The sequence below is a fragment of the Priestia sp. 40 genome (genome assembly GCF_049368575.1).
Taxonomy (GTDB): Bacteria; Bacillota; Bacilli; order Bacillales; family Bacillaceae_H; genus Priestia; species Priestia zanthoxyli.
The window spans coordinates 159,193-182,777 of record NZ_JBMPZA010000014.1 but is presented as its reverse complement, the minus strand read 5'-3'; the positions used below and the strand labels follow the sequence as shown (position 1 = coordinate 182,777).

The following is a 23,585-nucleotide window of genomic DNA, read 5'->3' as shown; positions in this document are numbered from 1 at the left end:
TTTTGCCTGTTCTCGTTATGCAGCCAATTGGCCAGCTGCCCGAAGCTGAGGGACTGCGTTTTCGCATTTATCGTGAAACGCTTTCGCGTTTTTCGTGCGCCGCTTCACTGGGATAATCGATTTTTTCATTTGGAAATAACAAAATGAGCGGTACAACAGCAATGCTGGTTACAAACAGTGCACCTAGCGATCCTGTTTGACGAAAAGCAGCAAGAGACGTGCGATCAGAAGTATTTTGAGTCATGGATGCGCCTAGCGATCCGTATGGAATATTGACAAATGAATAGCCAATTCCCCAAATCATATAAGAAGCGTACGCATAAATTAATTTACCCGCCGGTGAAAGATTTGGAGAAATAAAAGTGAGTACGGTTAAAATGGCTAACACCATACTTCCGAATAGTAAATACGGCCGGAATTTCCCTTTAGCACCTATATTTTTTCGGTAATCAATGGACGAACCAACAATTGGATCGCAAACTGCCGCAAATAACTTACTTACTAGAAAAATCCCTCCCGCAGCCGCGGCAGGGATGCCTGCCACATCTGTAAAGAACTTCAACAAATACAACTGCCCTAAATCAAACATGAAACCGTTACCAAAATCACCCATACCATAAGATATTTTTTCTTTTACACTAAGATTTTTCTCTTCTACTTTTATTTCAACCTTTCTTTCAGTTGCCACAACACTCATGGTAATCCCCCTTCTCCCCTTGCAATTCTTTAAGCTATTTTGCGTTTTTAATTTTGCAGCGTATAGGCTGGGAAACTAAAGTAGTCTTTAGCATTTTCATAACATATTCCTTTTACAATTTGCTCAAGCAGCTGTTGGTCATTAGGTACTTCCCCTTCTTCTACCCACGTACCAATTAAGCTGCATACTAGTCTTCTGAAATATTCATGCCTTGTATACGAAAGAAAACTTCGGGAATCTGTTAACATACCGATAAACCGACTAAACAACCCAACATTTGATAACGCTTTCATTTGTTCTAACATACCTTCTCGTTGATCATTAAACCACCAAGCCGTACCAAGCTGCAGCTTGCCAGGGATACCGCCTCCTTGAAAGCTGCCAATTATACTTGCTAATACATAATTATCTTTTGGATTTAACGAATATAAAATGGTCTTTGGCAAACTATTTTGTACGTCCATTTGATCAAGAAGCTGTACGAGAGGCTCTGCCACTTGTCCGTCGTACATCGAGTCATACCCTGTATCCGGACCTAACTGGCGAAACATTTTGGTGTTATTGTTTCTAAGAGCATGAAGGTGAAATTGCATTGCCCAACCTAACTCATTATACAGCTTCCCTAAAAAGATTAACGTATATGACTTATATTTACTTTCTTCCTCAGGACTTACGCCTTCACCTTTTAAGGCTTTTAAGAAAATCTTCGAAACTTCTTCTTTCGAAGTCTTCGTATATACCATTTTATTTAGTGCGTGATCAGATAAACGCCCTCCCATGGAATGGAAAAAACGAGCTCGACTTTCAAGAGCTTTTAACAAATCATCATAGGTGTGAATGGAATGATGTGCACAATCTTGCAGCTTTGCAATCCAGTTCTTAAACCCTTCTTGATTGATTTCAAGCCCTTTATCCGGACGAAAGCTTGGAAGTACTTGGGTTTCAAAGTCTTGTACATCTCTTAGTTTCATATGATACTCTAGTGAATCTGTTGGGTCGTCGGTTGTACAAATAACTTTTACGTTAGAACGTGTAATAAGATCTCGTGCACCAAACTTACCGCTGCGTAATTTCTCGTTTGCTTTTTCCCAAATGGACGGTGCTGTTTGTTCATTTAATATCTCATCAATATCAAAAAAACGCTTTAACTCTAGATGCGTCCAATGATATAGCGGATTCCCAATCGTCATCGGAACTGTTTTAGCCCACGCAAGAAATTTTTCATAGTCACTCGCTGATCCTGTTATCTTTTCTTCTTCAATTCCGTTGGCTCTCATCAGTCTCCATTTATAGTGATCTCCATCTAGCCAAACGTTAGTTAACGTTTTAAACTGTTTATTCTCATAAATTTCCTTGGGGTTTAAGTGGCAGTGATAATCAATAATCGGCATATCTTTTGCGTAAGTATTATACAAGTGTGCTGCTGTTTCATTTGTTAATAAAAAATGGTCATCCATAAACTTTTTCATTCTCATTCACTCCTTCACTTTTTTGTTAACGTTAACAAAATCAAATAAATTGATGAATACTCTTATTTATAGATAACTATATTAATAAGATATAATCTTCAATAACAAAAATGTTAACGTTAACATTTTATTTAATTCTATTACTTATTTCTAAATTTTACAACAATTTATCTTTATATTTTTCAATTTTTTTCTCTCTTTATTTCATATATTGATTCTTCATTTTAAAAAACCAGGATTTATGACATGTTTCCATAAGAATTAAAGCAAGTTTTTTCACATAGAGCTTATACAAGGGGAATAAGGCGAACGGCTGTCTTTAATGCTATAATAAATTTCATATGCAAAATATCACTACTAGCATTTAAATCATACATAGCCGCTGCACCTTATTTTCGTATCATTTAAAATAAAGGAATTTTAAAGAGAAAAGTGAATAGTATAAACATGCACTTTATTTACTATCTCTTTTTAATTTTCATATATTCATTGCTTTTAAAGGAGAGGATATCATGCCAGGAGCCACAAGCATGGTCGTGATCGGGATTACTGCCTTAATTGTATTTGGACCAAGTAAATTGCCGGACATAGGACGAGCATTTGGACATTCCCTGCGAGAATTTAAAAATGCAGCGGAAGGAATTATACAGGATGACGACAAAAAAACTCCAGAGGATACTACTGAAGATAAAGAGGAAAAATCCTAATTTTTATGTAAATGAAAGTTATACAGACTAAAAAGCCCACTTTTAACGTGCAGTGGGTTTCTTTTTTGATGTATGATAGTAAAAAATAGTAAAGAAAGAGGGTAACTTTTTGTTTAAATCGAAACTGCATTTTTGGACATTAGAACTATTGATGATTGCTTTACTGATCTACATTTGTAAACATATTTCGTTTGTTTTTCTGCCAATCGGTGTGTTTATCTCCACTTTGTTTTTCCCTATTCTTGTAGCTGGTTTTCTTTTCTTTTTATTCGAACCAATTGTGTCATTTCTCACAAGAAAAAAAGTGCCAAAAACACTGGCCATTTTACTATTATACGTTGTGTTTATCGGCGTAATTGCTTCTATTGTGGGCGGTGTGGGACCTACTTTATCTAAACAATTAACTGATTTGGCTAAGAATATTCCGTCTTACATTGTAGAAACGAGAGAGTACATAAATGATTTATCTAATTCAAGATGGTTTAACTGGCTCGTTGAACAAAAATATGTGTCGCTCGATCATATTGAAGAGTCACTTTTAAACTACGCGTCTACTTTACCTACGAATCTCACAAACAGTATTTCATCTGTTTTAAGCGTCGTAACAAATATTACGCTTACGGTTGTAACCGTTCCTTTCATTCTTTTTTATATGCTTAAAGACAGCCATAAACTTCGTAAAAATACGCTGCGTATGGTTCCTGCTTCTTACCGAAAAGAAACGTTACGTACAATGAAAGAAACAACAAATACGCTAGCTACTTATATTCAAGGCCAAATGCTCGTTTGTTTGTTTGTCGGTATTAGTACATTCATTGGTTACCTCATCATCGGGTTGCCTTATGCATTAATACTCGCACTAATAGGAGCCCTTACTAATATTATCCCGTACGTTGGCCCTTTTATTGGCGTAGCACCCGCTTTAATTGTAGGTTTATTATACTCTCCTACAAAAGCGATATTAGTAATTATTGTCGTCGTAATCGTTCAACAGCTCGACGGGAACATTATTTCTCCGCTAGTAATTGGAAAGAAATTAAACACACATCCTTTAACAATTATTATTTTATTGCTTGTTGCGGGTAATATTGCAGGAATACTCGGAATGATCTTAGCGATTCCGGCTTATGCTGTAACAAAAACCATTGTGATAAATATTGTAAGAATGATTCAATTCAGAAATAAATCTATCAAGTTGTAAAATGCAAAGGCAATACAATAAAAGGACCTTCTCTTGAAGGTCCTTTTATTGTTCCATAGGGTCAGCACTGACACACCATCAGGTGATTTCCATCCGGATCTTTAAATGTAAACCAATGATTGTGTTGAATTCCTGTCGTTAGCTCTACTTTTTTCTGTTTCATATATTCATAAGCTTCTTTAATATCGTTTGTATTCAAATGAAAAGCTGGCGTTTTAAAAAGCGTATTTTTTGAATAAGTTTTGCTATCTAATACAATTCCTGTTCCATTCATAGGTATCACATATAAATGATCATATAAAATGTCTCCATCTGCTATCAAACCTAGTATGTCACAATACCAGTCTCGTGCTTTTTTTATGTCCTTTACAGGAATAAAAACCGTGCCTACTTCATTTAATATAGGGTTCATTTATGACCTCCGGTATGAGTTTAGTAGTTTTACAAAGTATTCTCTTTTAATCGCTGATAACCTTTTATTTTGAGATACTTTCTATCAGTCCATTAAACTCGGTAGCAGAATTAGCAGTGGTGCGGACACGGTCATTCTCCATACATAAGCTACACTGCAAATGTATATACTTCATGACAAAATGTAGATTACTAAAAAAGAAAATGAGAAAATCTCCCCCTTCACCCGCTTTGCACGTGTATAATGAAAAATAGACTATAGATAGTAGCCGTCTTTTGTTTGTAGCATCGAACTTTAGTGCATTACAATAGATTTAAAGCCACTATCCAGCTAAGAATTAAAATGACTAACTTAAGGTTAAGGAGGTTAGATGTGTATGGATTATTCATCTTTACTCATACGCGAAGTCATTGATAGAGTATCTAAATTACGCCTCTTATCTGTTTATAACGAAAGTATAAAAAGTGATTTAGAAAGCACCATCCTCCCTCTTTATCAGCAGCACTTTGAAAATAAAGATGTAAACGAAGCGTTGAGGATTTTAAAAAAAGACTTTCTCAATCGTACGAAACGCAGATGGTTAGATGCTGCTATACGCGACTATGAGCAAAAAAAGCCTAAGAAAAATAAAGAACTGATTGGAGAATACAAAGCGCTAACAGCTTATTATAAAACGAATGGAAAAGAACTCTTTTGCAAACAGTTTGAAAATGTATCATCTCCGGAAGAAGTCATTGATAAACGAATTGGTATTCTACGTGAATGGAGTCAAGAAGATAGCTTCTTCTTAACGGATTATCCCTATATTCATCAAAAAACCAAGACCCAGCGAGAAAAAGCGATCCATACGGATATATCTATTATTATTGGGCTGACTATACTGGACCCAAGCTTCCAAAATGGAAATCATAGTATTATTGAAAGCCCTTTTTCAACTGTAGAGAACCCTTTTTTCTCTAACTCAAGAGCAAAGCTTCTCGTCGAGCAACCCCTATTAGAGAAAGAAGGAAAAGAATATTTCTTAAGTACTTATAACTCTGAAGACGGGACAGATTACGAATTGTTAATAGAAAAAGAATACGCTGAAGAAAATGGAAATAAAATTAGTGATTTAGATCGGTTTGATTATAAAGTGTTTTTAGAGATCATGAGCCAACGCGATGAATTGTTCGCTACACAGAAAATCATTAACGTAAAAATTGGTGACCTTGTGAAAGCACTTTATAAAACAGACAGTAAGCGCAACTATCAGATGATAGAAGAAAGAATTACGAAAATGAAGCACTACAGCATGACAAAAGTGCAGCATAATAAAAAAATTGCTTATGGTATTTTTGACTTTGTGGATATTACTACGATGCCGAACGGAACGCGAATTGCTGAAATTCACGTCAATGAAGTGATATATAGAGACTATATTCAACGCCAAACGGTGCGTATCTATAAAAATAAAGTAGAAAAATTAAGTTTAGACGCCGCTTACCATTTGCTATTCGTTATGCAAAAAGAGCGTCTCATTTGCTATGAAACAAAATCTTCATACAATGTCACAAGAGATTATTTATATTTTTCGACAAGAGTCCGCTTTCGAAAAAGACGAAAAAAAGAAAACCTTGTCGAAATTGAAACAGCCTTAGATGAGCTAGTGGAACAAAAACTAGCCGTCCAATCTTATAAAAGAGTAGGTCAAGTGTTTCAAATTACCTTTATTCCTGTGGGAGAAAGTGAAGTAAAAGACTTATTAGCCGGTGATTACGAATATGCTCCCCTTTCTATTTATCAAAACGTAACAAGTTCTATAGGCTAAAAAAGAATGCTCTTATCATCTTTATAAGAGCATTCTTTTTATCTACCTACTATTAGTTACTGTATTTTTTGCTCCACATTTCCGTGCAAAAGTGTTTTTTTGCTCCAATTCTCCATGTAAACATATTATTTCCCCTGCTAATATGGCAGTTAAACTTCACCTTTATCATCATTTTATGAACTTTTTGTGTCCAAAAAAGGTATCATAATTATTTTTTGCTCTAGATTCCCGTGCAAATGTGTCATTTTTCTTTTTATCCTGCATTTACTATAAGTTTGGCTCCAAACTTCCGTGCAAATATGCCACTTTTACATAAATTTTCTTGTGACAGCGACTTTTCCCCTTCGTTTTCTCCAATTTTTGCTCCACATCTCCGTGCAAAAGTGTTTTTTGCTCCAGATTTCCGTGCAAACATGTCACTTCCTTAAAAAAACACCATTTCCGCTGCAAATGTTTGTTTATCCCCTCTGAAAATGTGAACTTTTTGTGTCTTAAAAAGGGCATTTTTCTTTTTTTTGTCCCTATTTTCCGTGCAAATGTGTCACTTCCTTACCTGAATCTTTACTTTTATCATTTTTGCTCCTATTCTCCGTGCAAATATGTCATTTTTACATCAAAATTTTTTTTGAATTTGTCGCATTTTGTGTATTTCATCCGTCATAATACGACATTTAGCTTAAGAATGCTGTTTTATCAACGTTTATGAAATATAACGTTATTTTTGCTCCACATCTCCGTGCAAATATGTCACCTTGTAAATAGATGTTTCATCCCTTGGTATCACTAGTCTTTTAAAAAAATGCACCATTTTCCCGTGCAAATATGTCATTTTACAGCCTATATGACTGTGTCTATACTGTAAAAGACGACGTATATAGTTTTGGAAAGGAGGTAACTACATGAGTATACAAAAGCTATCCCTAAAACGGCACACCCTTATAGCAAACAAGCTGCTGATTGTCATGAGCGGCTTAAATAGAAAGACGAAACGAGACAACAGCTATTACTATGAAAAACATTCATTCGGTCTAGCAAAAAACTTTGTAGACATAAAGTGGACGGGTTCTCTGATGAAGCAAATTTTAGCTTACGTAGCCAAATGTAACAGCCAAGGTCATATTTCAATTATTTCTGAGCAAGAACTGGCTAATACAATCCAATGTTCCGTTCGGACCGTTCAAAATAATAATAAGCTTTTAGAAGACTATGACATCATTCGCTGGGATCGTTTATGGGGAGACTATATTCAAGTTTCTTTAAACAACTATTTAGAGGATTTTTTAGATTTACATATAAAAGAAGCTGCTGATGTTCAAAACATATCGTATAATCCTGAAATGCTTGATGAAGATAACAGTACATATACTTCAAAAGGTGGTTATACTTCTGTTTCGATGGAAGTGATTTATCAATTGCTGGCTATTAAAAATATCAACATGCTGCGTCTGGCTTTACGTGCGTTGTACGTATACGAATCTGATGTAAACGTAAAGAAAGATTCAGAAGCACTTTTATCTTACACTGAGGTAAAACACATTCTTCCAAAATACATTGGATATAAAGCTGCTATTAAAGAAATGGCTAGTAAATTGAGTACAATTTTCCGTATCGATGTACTAGAAAAAGATGATTGCGTCAAAACATTATTAGAAGAAAAGCAGCCAAGAAAAGCAATTATTGAAAAAATCAAGGATGGTTTTATTTTAAGCTTTAATTTAGCTGGTGCTCATGATAGTAAAAAACAAAAAGAAATCGAAAAAATCCGTGGAGAGCATGCATTTGCTCAGTTTAAGAATTTCTTTAAAACTTTTGGTCATTATTCGATTAAAAAGGAAGATATTCATTCCATTGTACATGAGTTTGGTTTAGATATAATCGAAAAATCATTAACGTCCGTTCAGCGTTATCTACAACAAACTTACATAGAAGAAAGTATGGATGCATTTCGCCCTCTTGTGCACGAAATGGAGTCAAACTTCTTTACGTATATCCGAAAAATTGCCAACGGGTATTATCAGGCAAAAATTAACGCTCTATAATACTCTTTTTTGTTATGCCTTTTTTTACTCATTTCTACTCTATTTCCCTCACATTCTTTTTTTCTCTTTAACTTACTAAAAAATAAATGTCTCTAAGCTATAATAAGTCTTTTTAAATGATACTGATTTTCGTTCTCACGAAAAAAATCAACTAAATGAACAAAAAATACAACTAATATACGTTATTTTCCTAACTATTGCGTAAAAAATATAGCTACTACAAAAAAATCCTATATTTTTTCGTGAAAATTCTTGTTGTTAACTACAGTTTTTTTGATTCCCTAATACCCCTTAAACTCAGTCAGGAGAAGCCTTTTACCAATATACGTTTTACCAATGTTTATAATTTCTTTAATTTCTTTTTAATCTCTTATAAATATATAGTAATTTCTTTAAAATAAAGAGCAGCGAATAAATAGCATTTTTTTGTACAGGGAGACATTAAGCTCCTATACAAATTGTAATCCTAAGTTGCTTTAGTTTAATGACCATTAAATATAAAAACAGGTTTAACAGCTTTTTTCTCTTCAAATAAAAAACACACAAAATCTGGACATTTGTTTTGTGTGTTTTTTACTTATTCAAGCTATATAGGTTAAGAACTTTTTTACATGTTTTATGGCAAGTTATTTAATTAGTTGGAGTTTAAATGACCTCTATCTACCGCTTCCGGCGGTGTTTCCATCCAGCCGTTTTCCATCATAATAGCTGCTGCATCATTTACAAACCTTGAGATATTTGTCAGCGATTTTCCATATAACAGCGCCAAATCATGCCTTCCATTGACGGCTACTGAATTTCCAAAAGCCCTCATTTTCATTGAGAACATATCCATTTTGTGAAACAGCATCAATTTATCCGAAAATGGTGAAAAAGTAGAAGTAGTGACTAAATGATCAAGAAAGGATGGCGCTGGTAAATTAGCTCGATGAAGCTTTTCAATATAGCGCTCTACGGCCTTATTTGTCAGGTCTTCTCCTTTTACAAACAAAGCACGGATTTTTTCACTTTTAACAACTTGACCGAATGCTAAAATTACGGCTTTACTAGTCACATTATTCTCGATATTATCATACAAATGAGCAATTTCTAATGCATGCAAAGGTCGAACATCTCCTATAAATCCGCTTAAATAATGAGTATTAGCCATATTCACTTTTTCTGGTGGAGGAATAATGGGTGGCTTAATAATGAGACCTTTATTCATTAACGTTGCTTTTATTTGCTCCATAAGTTCCATTGTCGCTTTCATACAATACGTTAATAATGTCTTGACATCTTCTCTATACATTAAGGGTAGCGCAATACTGTAAATGCTTAATCCTGCTTTAGCAACATATTTTAAATAATGCACGTAAAACTCATCTTCAAACAGTTTTGGAGCGCCTAGGTTAACGTCTTCTTGTGTAAATCCATAAGGAATCGGCACATTTTCTTTTTTGAAAATGTCTTTTACGCTACTTTGAAATTCTTCCGTTAAGTCTTTTGCATGCTGTAACAGTTTTTTTATATCTGGATCTTCAACGTGTTCAAGAAAATAGCTTAAAATATGCGAAGACATGTTGTTACCCATATAGGTTGCCCAAAGTTTTCCCATTTCGGGGGCTGTTAATTTCTCTTTCACGTTTGTTTTTTTTGAACCTATTTTGATTGGTTTAATTGTTTCCATCTATAATCTCCTAATTCAGTTTGTTCTTAGGTTGGTCTTTTCTACCTTATCTATTCTTCAACTCTTGCCCAATGTTTTTTTGTTTTAATGAGTGGTGAGATGTGCGGATGTTAAGTATTTTAATCTATAGTCGGACCTATTCGCTGTTTGTTTCCGTGCTTAACCTGTACGTTGACCTTCACATTTATTGAGTCTTTTGTTAAAGGAATTGCCCCGTTGCTTTGAACAGCTTTCCATTTACGCATTTCTTTTTTGTAAAGAACATGAGAAAGCCTGTAAACATCGCTGTTTATATTCAAGCCTTGCGCGTACGTTTCAATAATTTGTTTCTTAATTTTCTGTTCAGCTTCTTTTTTTATAGTTGATAGTTTTTCGTGCTGCGGCATAACTAAAATCGTTGCTTTTGCCCGAATTTTTATATTAAATGTTAGATTACTACCTTTTATAACAGGTTCAACCTTTACTTTTTTCTTGTCTACCACAAGATCAATATCGGAATGATCAGGCAGCCTTACCCGTAAACCAGCTCGTACAAATTCATCGGTTATCCATCTAAGCCCTTTGATTTTATTCTCAGAAAAAACTCCTTTTAATTCAGATGATGTAATAGCCACTGCTCCGTTTACTTGAATAGCTGTTTCTGTTTTTTGATCCGTTGTTAAATGTTCTTTAGTCTGAACTAGAGGGATGTTTACTTCGTGACTTGGTTCATTAAGATGGATAATGAGCTCTCTTAAATCAACTGGTGGAATAAAGGAGTTTTGCTTAAAAATCACTTTAGGATCGCTCAAGCGAGAAAGAGCGTTCGATACTTCGAACATAGGCGTAGCTAACAGCGTTTTTTTCAAAGGGCTTTTCGTAGCATACATCCAAATGTTGTATCTCGTTTCTCTATAACGATCTAAAAAATCCACCGCAGATTTGACAGCGCCATGCTTTAACGCATCGTCCGTTAGAACAAGGAAAGCTAAGTGCCCAAAAAAGATTCTGCGCTGAGAAATTTGATAATATCTAAAAATAGCTTCATCAATGGTCTTTCCTGTTGCGTAGCCAACTTCTACTTTGGCTTGACCCGCGCCAGCACCGCTTGCCTCCGATTTTGCCAATAAACTTAAATTGATGGTCTGCAGGTAAAGAACGTAACGATTATCTTTAAAATCTACCCCCATTCCCTGTGCATATACCATTTGTTCCGGTTCATTCGTATCCCAGCACCCCGAAAGAAACAATAAAAAAGAGCTCATAATAAGTATAAGTAAGTTCCTTATGGTCCTTTTCACTAACTTCCTCCTTCTTCGCGGGTGGAATCGCTGGGGTTAAGCATACTAGCTCTCGTTGCTTTTTTACTTTCGGGCAGGCGGAATAGAGATTTTAAAATATTTTTCGCATCTAATCGGGTTGCTAATTCGAAATATGGCACACCAAACGTTCGAATGTTTGTAATATAGATCATGACTAAAAAGATGGAAATAAAAAAGCCAAAAAAACCTAAAATGCTAACACAGATAATACTAAAAAAGCGGATCAGTGAAATTGTTCCTATAAGGGACTGATTTGCTAGCGTAAAGGTAGCAATCGTAGAGCCTGCAATGACAACCAGCATGGCAGGACTTGTTAAACCGGCTCTAATGGCTGCATCACCGATAATAAGCCCTCCGATTACACTGAGTGTCTGTCCGACAGAAGTCGGGAGTCTAAACCCTGCCTCTCGAAACAATTCAAATAAAAGAAGCATTAATATTGCTTCAAGAGAGGTAGGAAACGGGACACCTCTTCTTGCTTCAACAATCGTAGCTAATAGGCTGAGCGGAAGCTGATTTTGATGAAAAGCCGTCATTGCAACCCAAAAACCCGGCAAAAAAGCAGCGATAGAAAGCCCGAAGATTCGAAGAATACGCTCAAAAGAGCTGTATAAATATGTATTTTCTTTATCCTCAGATCCTTTTAATAAGTAAAAAAGGTTAATAGGTGTAACATACGCATATGAAGTTCCATCAATTAATATAATGAACCGGCCATTTAACAGAGATTGAACCGCAAAATCAGGTCTTCCTGTATAAGCGTGGCGAGGAAAAAAGCTATACGGATTTTTATTAATGAGCTCTTCTAGCTGTGTTCCGCTGAAAATACCGTCGATATCGATATTCCCTAACTTCTCCATAATTTCGTCAAGTATCTTCTTGTCAGCTACGTCTTCCATGTATAAAATGCTTACTTTTGTTTTTGTTCGTTTTCCAATCTCTAAAGATTTTGTTAACAAGGAAACCGATTTAAGACGCTTACGAATTAAAGCAATATTCACAGGTAAGTCTTCAATAAAATTGTCTCTAGGACCCAATATGGTTACTTCATTTTTCGTTTCTTCTGGACTTCTTTGAGGACGGTCAGAAATATCGATAGACACAACAGCGTTCGGTAATCCAAAATCAATGAATAATTTCCCGGAAAAAATTTCCGAAACTGCCTGTTCTTCATTTTGAACGATAGAAACTGAGGGAAGGTTTAATAATTTTATGATCTTGTCTCCTTCTACTTCCCCCTCTAGCTTAGCGCAGCATTCCTCTAATCTTTTAGGGATCATTCCATATAGCATTTCCGTACTCACTAAACCGGTACAATAAATCATAAGCACTCGTTTGTTATAAAAATAAACGGTCTCGAAGTTAATATCGCCGCATTTTCCAAATAAATCTCTTAACGTACACTCATTGATGATCTGAGAACGAGAAGAACTTTCTTTTAAAAGACTTTCGGTCTCTTGTTTTTTAGAGCTGTAGTCTTTTTGCTTCTTAAAAAATTCCACTTTTATCCCTCCTTGTTTTATGGGAAATTAGAAAGACTATGACTACTAAGAAAAGAGAAAAAGCAACAAACAGCCAGAAAGTAGCCGGTATGATTGTAAAAAATAAAAGATTTGAAAAAGTAAAGTCTGTTATAGGAGCCAGCGTGCATACAGTGATAACCACTAAAATGAGTAAAAGAAACCTTTTGTGGCCTTTTTGAAACGGAACTAATTCTTTCATAATAAAAAGAAAGGTCGAAATGCGGATGAAGGTACCCGACAGCCACTGATAAATAGATAAAAAGTCGATATGCTCTATAAACTTTCCAAGTGATGCAATTCCCCATTCTTCATAGGGGGGGAAACGTTGCTTAGAGGCTTCTACAGGACCAAATTCAGTAATTGCCCCAATAAGAGGCCCAATCGTAAGGCCTGTTAAGAGAATTCCTGCCACCGCTAAATGCTTATAGCGTATAGGCTGCGGTACTTTGTGCTGCAAGAAAAGCAGCAGCAGCAGCTCAACCATACCTGATCCTTGAAATACAATACTTTTAATAACAGGAAAATAGCCATTTTCTAAAACAGGCTGCAATAAAGAATAATCTTTAAATTGAAAGTTTGTAAAAGAAACAAAAAAACCTAATAGCACAATAAAAAATAAAAGAAACACGTTTACAATACTAATCGTTCTAATGCTCGTAGCGGCAAGTAAGCAACAGGTAAAACCAAATAGCAAAACGAGTATAATTAAAGGTGTTCGCTGAAGAAAAATAATATTGATCCACGTAATCGTCTCTCGTAAGGTGGCAATTTCCATAATGGTCAAATAAGCGATTATAAGAAAAATAACAACGTTGGTAAATGACTTATTCATATGTTTTTTCATCCATTGAAAAAGATGTTCGCCGTTTGTTTTTTTATTTACATATACGAGTAAAGGAACCCATATGAGTGTTAAAAGACAAGTAAGAAGAACGGTGATCCAAGCATCGCGCCCTGCCGTTTTAATTAATGGAGATATAAGCATCACATGAGTTTTTAAGCCAATAAACGTCATCGAAAGAAGGATCAGTTGAAAAACAGAAATTGAGTCTGACTTATTCATGGTAACCACTCCTTCTCTCCGGTAAATTTACTACTGGTAGCTTATCCTAAATTTCTCATAATATAATGGAGAATCATTATTCACAAAATAAAAAAGAGCTGTTTTACACGTCAAATTTCTCACGTATAAAACAGCTCGGTCTGTTATTTACTTATTTTCACGAAGCCCTATTCTCTGCACATTATTCACCGCGTTCAATTACTAGTTAGATGGACTTCTTTCTTATCTTCATTTTCTTCTATTTCCGCTTCTTCTATATTCACAAAAGGTTGATCAGCAACGGTCACTAGCTCGCCGCCACAAACTTGGCGAACAACGGTTACGAGCTCTGGAAAATCGGGAAATTTTCCGTATAACGTTTTTAAAGGAAGTGCGCCTTTGCACACCTTACTGTTATGTGGTTCATATCCTTTGAGCGTGTCAAGCAATAATTGTTCGCCATTTTCAGTCAATTTGATGTAGGTGTTTCTTTTATCATTTTCTCTTTTGGACAAATGCAGATATCCTTGATTTTCTAATTTTTTCGAAAAATTAAATGCTGTAGAGATATGCATAGCTCCTAAATTAGCTAACTCTGACATAGAGATTTCTCCCGTGCTGCTAGCCAAACATAAAATATGATGCTCATTTACATTCAGACCATAAGGTTTCACCCATTGCTCCCAGTCATCTTCCGCAGCTCTCCAGATGGCTTTACTTACCTGCATTAATTTGAATCCAAACAATGATGCATCTTTTATTGTGTATTCACTTTCTTGTTTCGACATACTATCATTCCTTATTTGTAGGCTATTGTAAGTTAGTTTATTTTTAAAGCGTGTAAAAACATTTTTATTTCATCTAATTTATCAGCATACCTACAAAATCAGACGAAAAAATACACGTGCAGTTTAATTTATCAGTTTTATTCCACAATATCTCTGCAATTCTGAAGAAATGTCTACCAACTAAAAAGAGTTGCTTACCTTATTTTTATTAAAAAAAGTAATACGCGTCTTTTTAATTACTAATAGATGATGCGGATTCTAAGTGAGCAAATGCTTGTTCTAAGTCTGCAATTAGATCTTCCGTATCTTCAATTCCTACAGATATACGAACCAGTCCTTCGGATATTCCAAGAGCTTTACGTTCTTCAAGCGTACATTCTACGTGACTAGTCGTTCTTGCCGGGCCGTAAATCGTTTCAACCGCTCCTAGATTACCGGCTTTATTTGCATACGTTAACCTTGGCAGCAAAATTTTAATAGCTTCCATTTCTCCTTTTAAAACAAAGCTTAATATTCCGCCAAAGCCTTTCATTTGTTTTTTGGCAATATGATGATGAGGGTGTGTTTCCAATCCAGGATAATAGACGGCTTCAACAGCTTCTTTCTTTCGAAGAAATTTAGCAATTACCAAAGCGCTTCGCTCTTGTTGACGTATACGTAATTTTAACGTTTTCATTCCTCTTAAAATAAGATACGCTGACATGGGATCCATGGTCGCGCCATTGATCTCACGGTAGTGATACACATGCTGCATTAATTCTTTAGAGCCGCATACTACCCCTCCTAAGGCATCCGCATGTCCGCTTAAAAATTTTGTGGCGCTGTGAATGACAAGATCTACCCCTAATTGAAGAGGGTTTTGATTAATGGGTGTCGCAAACGTATTATCAATAATGACCACTGCCCCTACTGCTTTTCCTGCTTTTGCTATTCTTTCAATATCAATAATTTTCATCGTAGGATTTGTAGGTGACTCTAAATATAGCACTTTACACCCTTTATTTACTTCCGCTTCAATTTCTTCATGATTCCCCGTATTGCATAAGGTTACATCCACTCCGATGTTAGGAAGGAACTCAGTGAAGATTTTATTTGTTCCCCCATATGTATCTTTTACTGATACGACGCGGTCTCCGGGTTTTAAAAACGTGTAAAATGTGCTGCTAATAGCCGCCATGCCGGAGGAAAATGCGACCGCTTCTTCTGCTTCTTCAAGTACCCTTACTTTTTCTTCAAAAGCTTTCACCGTAGGATTACTCATGCGATTATACGTATAGCCTGGTTTGTTTCCTAACGCAACTTCTTGCCATTCGTCTACGTCATCATAATTATAAGCTACGCTGAAGACGACAGGAACTTGAGTGGCATTGTAAGCAAGCGATTCTTTTTCTCCTGCCCATACCGCTTTTGTTCCGTCTTGTACATTTCTAAACTGTTTGTCTGTCATTCACTCATCACCTCTGATTTTATTAATTAGATAATGATTAGATTATATATTGTATACAATATACTGTATATAGTACAGAATAATCTGATAATAAAACAGCCATATTTACCTTATTAAATTTAAAGAGGTTGAGATATAACGAAATAAATCCAATCAACTGCTAGAAGTACTTAAACAATCGAACCTACGCTTACCATAACAAAAAAAACGAACCGCTAATCAAAAATCTTGATCAATGGTTCATTTTTTACTTCGTCTAAAATACTTTTGTCCCAGCCTCTTTTTTTATTCGGCTTTCACTAAAATTTTCACCTGTTCTTTTTCTTTTAACAATGTCTCAAAACCTTTTTCAATCACCTGTTCTAGTTTAATACGTTTTGTCACCAGTTTATCAGCAGAAAAATAGCCTTTTGCCATTAAACTAATAACCGCAGGAAATACATCGCGGTAGCCAATAATACCTGTTACTGTACGCTCTTGTAAAACGATTGTTTGGGGATGAATGGACGCTTCTTTTTCAAATCATGCCATCTTAATGCTTTTATTCTACTCAGCTCCTATCCTTATTTAAAAATTTAAAACAGCTACAAACTTTAAGCTTACAAATTGAATTTTTTTAATCTATTATAAAATGTACTTCTTGGTATATCTAACAGTTTAGCGGCAAGTGACACATTTCCCTGGGTTTTACGTAAAGCATCCATCATCAAGTCTTTTTGAACTTTTTCACGAAATGTGAGTGCGGATAGGGACGTAAAATCGTTTTCTTCTATTTCTTGTGAAGTATCAGAGTGAGAGATGTTCCTCTGACCACCAAGGTTTAAAGAACTCAAATAACTCAATATTGTCTCTTTTTCTGAGTCCGTGTTTAGCGAAATCTTCAAGCGCTCAAGTACATTAAATAATTCTCGAATGTTTCCCGGCCACTGGTAATCTATCAATTTATCTACTAGTTCCTTGGGGAAATTCATATTCCAATCATTCGTTTGACAAAAGTACCGCATAAGATGTGGAATATCTTCTTTTCTTTCCCGTAAAGGCGGAACATACACGGGATACACGTGAAGCCGGTAATATAAATCTTCTCGAAACTTCCCTTCACTGACAAGCTGACGAAGATCTCGATGAGTAGCGGTAATAATCCGGATGTCTACCGGAATTTCCTGATTGCTTCCCACAGGCGTGACCTTGCGCTCTTGCAATACTCTTAGTAAAGAAATCTGCATAGAATGAGGAAGCTCACCTATTTCATCAAGAAAAATCGTACCGTGATTAGCCTGCTCAAACTTTCCTTGGTATCCTTGACGCCGTGCTCCTGTAAAGGCTCCTTCTGCATAGCCAAATAATTCACTTTCCATAAGTTCCTTCGGAATGGCACCACAATTAAGAGCAATAAAAGGCCCGTTTTTACGCGAGCTGTTTTCATGAATGGTTTGAGCCACTACTTCTTTTCCAGTACCTGTTTCCCCTAAAATATAGACTGTTGTATCCGTAGGAGCCGCCTGCTTTATTTCTTCTAATGTTCGCTGAAAGGATCGGCTTATGCCTGCTTCTCCTTTAAAACAAAATGATTGAGCAGAGATCTGTTTAGTTGTTTGGTTATGAGTCGTTTCTTCTGATAAGTAAACAATCTTTCCAATAGAATGACCGTGTCTTTTTGAAATTACAGGCACTTCCATTACTATACGAAATCCCTGTTTTACAATCGTATTCAACTGCAAGCCTGACCATTTTGGTATACATTCCCGAACGGTTTTACTTGCTCCTACAATCACTTCTTTGTAATTGCAAAGCAGCAAGAGCTGTTTGCTATCAACAAAATTCATAGAAGCATGAACCAACTCAATTTCGTCTTTGTGCATTCGAATGCTTAATTCCCGTTCGATTGTATACGCGATGGATGTAACCATTCCAAGCATATAAGGATGAGCTCTGTTTACAGGACAGGAAATATTAATAATCCCAATTACATTTCCGTCGTCATTTCGAACAGGTGCTGCCGAACAGCTCCATTGATGCGAAGCAATCGAATAATGTTCTGTACCCGTTATCATAATGGGCTCTTCCGTTTGCAGAGCCGTACCGATTGCATTTGTGCCTACTTCTTTTTCTGTCCAACAAGCACCTTCCACAAAATTAATTTTTCTTGCTTCATTCAGTGTAAGTCTATTTCCTGTGATAGATAAAATATAGCCTTCTGGGTCAATTAATAGAGCAACCATTCCTAAATCCGCCGCTGATTGTCTGATTCTTTCTAAGTGCGGCAACGCCGTTTCAAGAAATAAAGAATTCATTTGTTTTCGAGAATGAAAATCTTCGTTTTTTAAAATTGATCTGCCTTTATCTAGGTAAGGATTAACATCTGCGCTTTTACAGCGGTGCCACGATTTTACAATGATGTCGTTTAACCTTGAAGATTCAAGTGCTCCTTCGTTTACAAAACGTTTCCATGTGTTTAAAGAAAGTGTGGATTCCATTTCTTACCTCTCCCCTATAAACTTAATTGAATATAGTAAATCAAGGCTTGTTGCTATTATTATAAATCACAAAGAAAACGTTATCATTACCAAAGAGAGATTCTTAAACTTTCGTTATGTAAAAATTAATAGAAAAACTAGACGAGGATGCAGGAAAAATCCTATCTCTCTTACATGATTCCTTCATCCTCTAGTTTATCTTTTTAAACCCTGCATTTTTATTTTTCATTCTTAAAGGGCTTAATTACTTAGGGCATTGGTATAGTTAAGAGTGAACGGCCTGACCTGCTGACTGCAAAAGAGCTTCGTGAATGGCTTCAGATAATGTAGGATGGGCAGCGATAAAGTCTTCCATTATATCTGTGGTCAACTCTCCGTGCATCATAATGGTTCCTTGTCCAATTAATTCTGTAGCATGTGCACCTACAATGGATAGCCCAATAATTTCATTAAACTGCGGTTCTACGATTACTTTCACTTTTCCAACCGGATCATTTGCAATCATCGCTTTGCCGTTTGCCGTAAACGAGAATTCTCCCACGCGAATATCGCCGTATTCGCTTCGAGCCTGCTTTTCTGTCATACCGACACTTGCAATTTCAGGGTGAGTATAAATGCAGCGTGGTACAGCTCGATAATTTACGCTCTTATCTTTTCCGCATGCGTGCAAAGCAGCAACTGTGCCTTCATGAAAGGCGACATGAGCAAGCTGAATTCCGCCAACTACATCTCCACAAGCATAGATGTTAGGTATATTCGTTTGCATATGCTCATTAACATCAATTCCTTGTTTTGAAAAATGTACGCCAACCTGTTCTAAACCCAAACCTAGCACTCTAGGTTTTCTTCCAATTGAAATTAATGCATACTCAGCTTGCAGTTCATGCAGCTCTTCTTTATGTTTAAATAGAGCTTTTTTGTTTTCAGGCTGCATTTCTGTTAGCGAAGCGGAGGTATAAATTGCTACGCCTTTTTTCTCTAACTCTTCCTGTAACGTAAATGCGATATCAGCATCTTCACCAGGAAGCAGCTGGTCTGCTGCTTCCACAATCGTTACTTTTGCACCCATTTGACTGTAAATGCTTGCAAATTCACACCCAATTACCCCTCCTCCTACTATTAAAAGAGATGAAGGGATAGCAGGCAGCGACATTGCTTGTCCACTGTGAATGATCCACTTTCCATCAAACGGAGCAAATGGCAGGCTAGCAGGTTCTGAACCCGCAGCAATAATAAACTGTTCAGCCTCTACATCTTCTACTTGATTTTCATTTCGCACGGCTAGACGATGATTTGTCAAAAAGGAAGCTTCTCCTTTCATGACTTTAATACTGTTCTTTCTCATCAAATAGCCAATTCCCTGCACTAGTTTTTTAACAATAGCTGTTTTATGATGCTGAACGCCATCCCAGTTAATTTTCACTTGTTCCAGAGGAAGAGTGATGCCGAATTGCTCAGCTTGCTTGATTTTCTCGTAGGCTTCCGCGCTTGCTAATAATGACTTTGTTGGCATACAGCCCTCATTTAAACATGTTCCACCTAAATCTTTTTGTTCGATTAACGTAACTTGTTTTCCTTGCCGGGCGGCAGTGATTGCCGCCACATATCCTGCAGGACCGCCGCCAATGACAACTAAAGGTTTCACGGAATGCACCACCTTTCTATAAGAGTAGTAAAATAGGTTGCTCTAAGTATTGTTTAATAGTTCCAAGGAAATTAGCTGCAGGTGCCCCGTCCAGTACCCGATGATCAAACGTCAGGCTTAAAGGCAGCAAGCTTCTTCTTTGTAATTCGTCTCCTTGATACATTGGTACATCTTCAGTAGCTCCAACACCAAGAATTCCTGTTTCAGGCGGATTTAATACAGGTGTAAAATACTCTACTCCGTAAGCACCCAGATTAGTAATAGTGAATGTAGAACCTTGCATTCTATCAGTGCTCAGCTGACCTTGCCGAGCATCCCCTGCTCGTGTTTTAATCTCTGCAGCTAATTCAACTAACGACATCTTTTCAGCATGCTGCATAACAGGAACAACTAATCCATTTTCTAAAGCCACGGCCATTCCAAGATGAACATGGTTATAGAGATGAATTTCGTTATCGATATAGGCACTGTTCATTTGCTTGTGTTCTTGAAGTGAAAGAACACAAGCACGAGCAATAAAATCGGTTAGAGAGATTTTCACCTTATGGCGTTGCTGGGTCACTTCTTTAATTTCTTGTTGAAGAGACAGCAAGTCCGTCACGTCAGCTCTCATATTAATCGTTAATTGAGCACTGTTTAATAAGCTATTATGCATTCGGCCTGCAATGACTTTCCTCATGCCCGCTACTGGAAGCGTTTCTTTGTTTATAGCGGGGTTATCTCTTTCTGCCGGTGGGTGACTCGCTTCTGCAGCTCTTTCCGCCAGCACTTTCTCTACATCCGCTTTTGTGATTCTTCCTTTAGGTCCCGTGCCTTTAATCGTCTCAATATCAATGTTTTCAGATTCGGCTATTTTCCGTGCAATTGGTGAAATGCGCACAGCTTCTTTGCTCTTCTTTGACGAAGCTGCGTTTGCTGGTGGCTCTTCTAAAGAAATAGTAGCCGCTACCTCGTTTTTGGGAGCCTGAAGCTCATTTGCTGAACGGTTCTGCTCAGTAAGCTGCTCGTTTGGATTTCCAACATAACAGATAATCGTTCCAGGAGGCACACCTACATCTTCTTGTACAAGGATATCAAGAATCACACCGTCCTGCGGAGCTTCAATTTCCATTTCGATTTTTTCAGAATTAATACTTGCAATCATATCTCCTTTTGAAACGGAGTCTCCAACTTTTTTATTCCATGTCGAAACGGTTCCTTCTTTCATTGCCATACCTAGTTTTGGCATTACAACCTCTGCAGCCATTTGCTTCCTCCTCCTTTTTTAAAATTACACGCTTAGAAGCGATTTATCTCCTAGCAACTCCGATACAACTTCAATTACTTTTTGTGGTGTCGGCAGATAAATATCTTCTAATGGAGGAGAAAATGGTACAGGTGTATGTGGTGCTGTAATTCGTTTAATAGGTGCATCAAGCATGTCAAATCCTTTATCGGCAACTAGCGCAGCAATATCTGTTGCTATGCTGCATCTTGGATTGGCTTCGTCAATGACAATTAATCGATTTGTTTTTTCTACAGATGAAAGAATGGTCTCTTCGTCAAAAGGTGATAAACTTCGCGGATCGACTACTTCTACGTCAATTCCTTTGTGAGATAATTGCTCAGCTGCCGTAAGCGCAGTATTTACTTGTTTTCCAATCGCTACAATGGTCAAATCCGTTCCTTCGCGTTTTACATCCGCTTTTCCTAACGGAATCGTATAGTAGCCTTCAGGAACCTCTCCTTTCATGTTGTACAATGTTTTGTCTTCAAAAAAGATAACCGGATCATTGTCTTCAATTGCTGCTAACAATAATCCTTTGGCATCGTAAGGGGTAGAAGGCACCACTACTTTAATGCCAGGAATGCTAGTGAACAAAGCATACAAGCTCTGAGAATGCTGAGCTGCAGCCCTAAACCCTGCTCCATGAGTCGTTCGAATCGTGACGGGCACTTCAGCTTTTCCTCCAAACATATATCTAAATTTTGCGCCTTGATTCAGCACTTGATCTAAACAACAGCCAATAAAGTCATTAAACATTAATTCTGCAACCGGTCTTAACCCTGTGGCTGCCGCTCCCATTGCAGCTCCTATATAAGCTGCTTCTGAAATAGGGGTATCAAGAATTCGTTCACGTCCAAATTCTTGTACAAGCCCCTTTGTCACTCCAAGGACCCCGCCCCAAGCCTCATCATCTTGCAGGTGGTCAATTTCCGCTCCACCAGCTACATCTTCTCCCAGCAGAATCACATTCTCATCTTTTCGCATCGCTAGTTTCATTGCTTCATTGATAGCTTCAGACATACTTAATTTTCTAGTCATTTTCTTTTCCCCCTTTAATTAGTAAGATACATAAACATCTGTTAATAGTTCGGAAGCATCAGGATAATCGCTTGTTTCTGCTAGCTCAACTGCGCGTTTTACTGCTTTTTCTACATCACCATCAATATCTCTAAGCTCTTTTTCTGTTACTACTTGTTCTGAAAGCAAGTAATTTTCAAAAAGAGCGATCGCATCTTTTTCCTGAAGATGTTCTTTCTTTTCACTTCCTGATTTATACGTTTGTGCGTCGCCTTCGAAATGCCCGTAATTTCGATACGTTACACATTCAATTAACGTTGGGCCTTCCCCTCTGCGCGCTCGTTGAATCGCTTCTGCAGCTGCTTCATAAACAGCCATCACGTCTTTTCCATCCACTCGTACCCCAGGAATGTTGTAAGATGCGGCACGGTCTGCAATCGTGCTGCAGCTTGAAGCATAAGAAAATGGAGTTGCCTCTCCGTAGCCATTATTCTCAGCAACAAAAACAACAGGCAGTTTCCAAATCGCTGCTAAGTTAATTCCTTCATGAAAAGTTCCTTCATTGCCCGCTCCGTCTCCAAAAAAGCAAACGCTTACATCTTTTGTTTTTTTATACTTAGCAGTTAAAGCAGAACCGCATGCAAGCGGAAATCCTCCTCCTACAATTCCATTTGCTCCTAAAATTCCTTTATCTAAATCCGCGATATGCATAGATCCACCTTTTCCTTTGCCTAACCCGGTTACCTTCCCAAATAGTTCAGCCATCATGCCATCTAAATCGCCGCCTTTAGCAATACAATGACCGTGTCCCCGATGAGTGCTCGTAATACTGTCACTGTCATTAAGATGAGCGCACATTCCAACCGCTACCGCTTCTTCACCTGCATACAGATGAACAAAACCAGGCAGTACACCTTTTGCAAAAATTTGATGTACTTCATCTTCAAACTTTCGAATTTCTACCATTTTCTGATACATCCAGCTGGCTTTTTCTTTCGTAAGCTTTTCTGTTTTATTTTGAGCAGTTTTCATTATGGTAAGCCTCCTCATTTGATTATCAAACTTCACTTAACTACT

17 protein-coding genes and 2 pseudogenes are annotated in these 23,585 nt (G+C 37.0%); 4 read left to right on the top strand and 15 right to left on the bottom strand.

Features of this window, described 5'->3' with window-relative positions; all coding sequences use genetic code 11:
- Positions 1 to 109: 109 nt before the first annotated feature.
- Positions 110 to 697: pseudogene (locus ACO1DI_RS14930) on the bottom strand (MFS transporter); the annotation flags it as partial.
- Between the two features lie 47 nt (positions 698 to 744).
- A complete protein-coding gene (gene uxaC, locus ACO1DI_RS14925; protein ID WP_042992169.1) occupies positions 745 to 2,166 on the bottom strand; it encodes a glucuronate isomerase in 1,422 nt (473 codons plus the stop codon).
- Positions 2,167 to 2,678: 512 nt separating this feature from the next.
- Here uxaC and ACO1DI_RS14920 point away from each other — a divergent pair.
- Together ACO1DI_RS14920 and ACO1DI_RS14915 are read left to right on the top strand one after the other, a co-directional pair.
- Positions 2,679 to 2,873, top strand: coding sequence for a twin-arginine translocase TatA/TatE family subunit (locus tag ACO1DI_RS14920; RefSeq protein WP_013082787.1), 195 nt, complete (start codon positions 2,679 to 2,681; stop codon positions 2,871 to 2,873).
- Between the two features lie 109 nt (positions 2,874 to 2,982).
- Positions 2,983 to 4,074 (top strand): AI-2E family transporter, encoded by a 1,092-nt coding sequence (locus ACO1DI_RS14915; protein WP_025751972.1) that lies wholly within the window; start codon positions 2,983 to 2,985, stop codon positions 4,072 to 4,074.
- A 61-nt stretch (positions 4,075 to 4,135) separates the two neighbouring features.
- Here the strand turns inward: ACO1DI_RS14915 and ACO1DI_RS14910 are convergent, their stop codons facing one another.
- Positions 4,136 to 4,486 carry a VOC family protein gene (locus ACO1DI_RS14910; protein ID WP_013056601.1) on the bottom strand — a complete coding sequence of 117 codons (351 nt, stop codon included), beginning with the start codon at positions 4,484 to 4,486 and terminating at the stop codon, positions 4,136 to 4,138.
- Positions 4,487 to 4,862: 376 nt separating this feature from the next.
- Between ACO1DI_RS14910 and ACO1DI_RS14905 the strand changes: the two genes are divergently transcribed.
- Both ACO1DI_RS14905 and ACO1DI_RS14900 read left to right on the top strand, forming a co-directional pair.
- Positions 4,863 to 6,293, top strand: a complete 1,431-nt coding sequence (locus ACO1DI_RS14905; protein WP_014460532.1) for a hypothetical protein — start codon at positions 4,863 to 4,865, stop codon at positions 6,291 to 6,293.
- 899 nt (positions 6,294 to 7,192) lie between these two features.
- Complete coding sequence (locus tag ACO1DI_RS14900) at positions 7,193 to 8,332, top strand: hypothetical protein (protein WP_226701178.1); 1,140 nt, start codon at positions 7,193 to 7,195, stop codon at positions 8,330 to 8,332.
- A 634-nt stretch (positions 8,333 to 8,966) separates the two neighbouring features.
- Here the strand turns inward: ACO1DI_RS14900 and ACO1DI_RS14895 are convergent.
- The 12 genes and pseudogenes from ACO1DI_RS14895 to ACO1DI_RS14840 all read right to left on the bottom strand — a co-directional run bounded on the left by ACO1DI_RS14895 (position 8,967) and on the right by ACO1DI_RS14840 (position 23,540).
- Complete coding sequence (locus tag ACO1DI_RS14895; RefSeq protein WP_014460535.1) at positions 8,967 to 10,001, bottom strand: DUF3231 family protein; 1,035 nt, start codon at positions 9,999 to 10,001, stop codon at positions 8,967 to 8,969.
- A 119-nt stretch (positions 10,002 to 10,120) separates the two neighbouring features.
- Entirely contained in the window at positions 10,121 to 11,281 is a 1,161-nt protein-coding gene (locus ACO1DI_RS14890; protein WP_243556977.1) for a Ger(x)C family spore germination protein, read from the bottom strand.
- Complete coding sequence (locus ACO1DI_RS14885; protein ID WP_014460537.1) at positions 11,281 to 12,804, bottom strand: spore germination protein; 1,524 nt, start codon at positions 12,802 to 12,804, stop codon at positions 11,281 to 11,283. The genes ACO1DI_RS14890 and ACO1DI_RS14885 overlap by 1 nt, the downstream gene beginning before the upstream one ends.
- The gene (locus ACO1DI_RS14880; RefSeq protein WP_042992171.1) at positions 12,791 to 13,888 is read right to left on the bottom strand and encodes a GerAB/ArcD/ProY family transporter; all 1,098 of its coding nucleotides are present in this window, start codon (positions 13,886 to 13,888) and stop codon (positions 12,791 to 12,793) included. The genes ACO1DI_RS14885 and ACO1DI_RS14880 overlap by 14 nt, the downstream gene beginning before the upstream one ends.
- 194 nt (positions 13,889 to 14,082) lie before the next feature.
- Entirely contained in the window at positions 14,083 to 14,655 is a 573-nt protein-coding gene (locus ACO1DI_RS14875) for an HTH-type transcriptional regulator Hpr (RefSeq protein WP_209368935.1), read from the bottom strand.
- Between the two features lie 232 nt (positions 14,656 to 14,887).
- The gene (locus tag ACO1DI_RS14870) at positions 14,888 to 16,102 is read right to left on the bottom strand and encodes a cystathionine gamma-synthase family protein (RefSeq protein ID WP_209368933.1); all 1,215 of its coding nucleotides are present in this window, start codon (positions 16,100 to 16,102) and stop codon (positions 14,888 to 14,890) included.
- A 285-nt stretch (positions 16,103 to 16,387) separates the two neighbouring features.
- Positions 16,388 to 16,624, bottom strand: a pseudogene (locus tag ACO1DI_RS14865) (butanediol dehydrogenase); the annotation flags it as partial.
- Positions 16,625 to 16,701: 77 nt separating this feature from the next.
- Positions 16,702 to 18,579: a sigma-54-dependent Fis family transcriptional regulator gene (locus ACO1DI_RS14860; protein ID WP_209368930.1), complete on the bottom strand. Its 1,878-nt coding sequence runs from the start codon at positions 18,577 to 18,579 to the stop codon at positions 16,702 to 16,704.
- A gap of 265 nt (positions 18,580 to 18,844) precedes the next feature.
- Positions 18,845 to 20,224, bottom strand: coding sequence for a dihydrolipoyl dehydrogenase (gene lpdA, locus ACO1DI_RS14855; protein WP_209368921.1), 1,380 nt, complete (start codon positions 20,222 to 20,224; stop codon positions 18,845 to 18,847).
- Between the two features lie 16 nt (positions 20,225 to 20,240).
- Positions 20,241 to 21,470, bottom strand: a complete 1,230-nt coding sequence (locus tag ACO1DI_RS14850; protein ID WP_098626748.1) for a dihydrolipoamide acetyltransferase family protein — start codon at positions 21,468 to 21,470, stop codon at positions 20,241 to 20,243.
- Positions 21,471 to 21,494: 24 nt separating this feature from the next.
- Positions 21,495 to 22,529, bottom strand: a complete 1,035-nt coding sequence (locus ACO1DI_RS14845; RefSeq protein ID WP_042992173.1) for an alpha-ketoacid dehydrogenase subunit beta — start codon at positions 22,527 to 22,529, stop codon at positions 21,495 to 21,497.
- An 18-nt stretch (positions 22,530 to 22,547) separates the two neighbouring features.
- Complete coding sequence (locus ACO1DI_RS14840; protein WP_049164126.1) at positions 22,548 to 23,540, bottom strand: thiamine pyrophosphate-dependent dehydrogenase E1 component subunit alpha; 993 nt, start codon at positions 23,538 to 23,540, stop codon at positions 22,548 to 22,550.
- Between the last annotated feature and the right edge of the window lie 45 nt (positions 23,541 to 23,585).

What these genes read in the sequence shown, in the direction of transcription:
- uxaC (WP_042992169.1), bottom strand. Translation starts at nt 2,166, where the DNA reads ATGAAAAAGTTTATGGATGACCATTTTTTATTAACAAATGAAACAGCA.
- ACO1DI_RS14920 (WP_013082787.1), top strand. Translation starts at nt 2,679, where the DNA reads ATGCCAGGAGCCACAAGCATGGTCGTGATCGGGATTACTGCCTTAATT.
- ACO1DI_RS14910 (WP_013056601.1), bottom strand. Translation starts at nt 4,486, where the DNA reads ATGAACCCTATATTAAATGAAGTAGGCACGGTTTTTATTCCTGTAAAG.
- ACO1DI_RS14905 (WP_014460532.1), top strand. Translation starts at nt 4,863, where the DNA reads ATGGATTATTCATCTTTACTCATACGCGAAGTCATTGATAGAGTATCT.
- ACO1DI_RS14900 (WP_226701178.1), top strand. Translation starts at nt 7,193, where the DNA reads ATGAGTATACAAAAGCTATCCCTAAAACGGCACACCCTTATAGCAAAC.
- ACO1DI_RS14895 (WP_014460535.1), bottom strand. Translation starts at nt 10,001, where the DNA reads ATGGAAACAATTAAACCAATCAAAATAGGTTCAAAAAAAACAAACGTG.
- ACO1DI_RS14880 (WP_042992171.1), bottom strand. Translation starts at nt 13,888, where the DNA reads ATGAATAAGTCAGACTCAATTTCTGTTTTTCAACTGATCCTTCTTTCG.
- ACO1DI_RS14875 (WP_209368935.1), bottom strand. Translation starts at nt 14,655, where the DNA reads ATGTCGAAACAAGAAAGTGAATACACAATAAAAGATGCATCATTGTTT.
- ACO1DI_RS14870 (WP_209368933.1), bottom strand. Translation starts at nt 16,102, where the DNA reads ATGACAGACAAACAGTTTAGAAATGTACAAGACGGAACAAAAGCGGTA.
- ACO1DI_RS14860 (WP_209368930.1), bottom strand. Translation starts at nt 18,579, where the DNA reads ATGGAATCCACACTTTCTTTAAACACATGGAAACGTTTTGTAAACGAA.
- ACO1DI_RS14850 (WP_098626748.1), bottom strand. Translation starts at nt 21,470, where the DNA reads ATGGCTGCAGAGGTTGTAATGCCAAAACTAGGTATGGCAATGAAAGAA.
- ACO1DI_RS14845 (WP_042992173.1), bottom strand. Translation starts at nt 22,529, where the DNA reads ATGACTAGAAAATTAAGTATGTCTGAAGCTATCAATGAAGCAATGAAA.
- ACO1DI_RS14840 (WP_049164126.1), bottom strand. Translation starts at nt 23,540, where the DNA reads ATGAAAACTGCTCAAAATAAAACAGAAAAGCTTACGAAAGAAAAAGCC.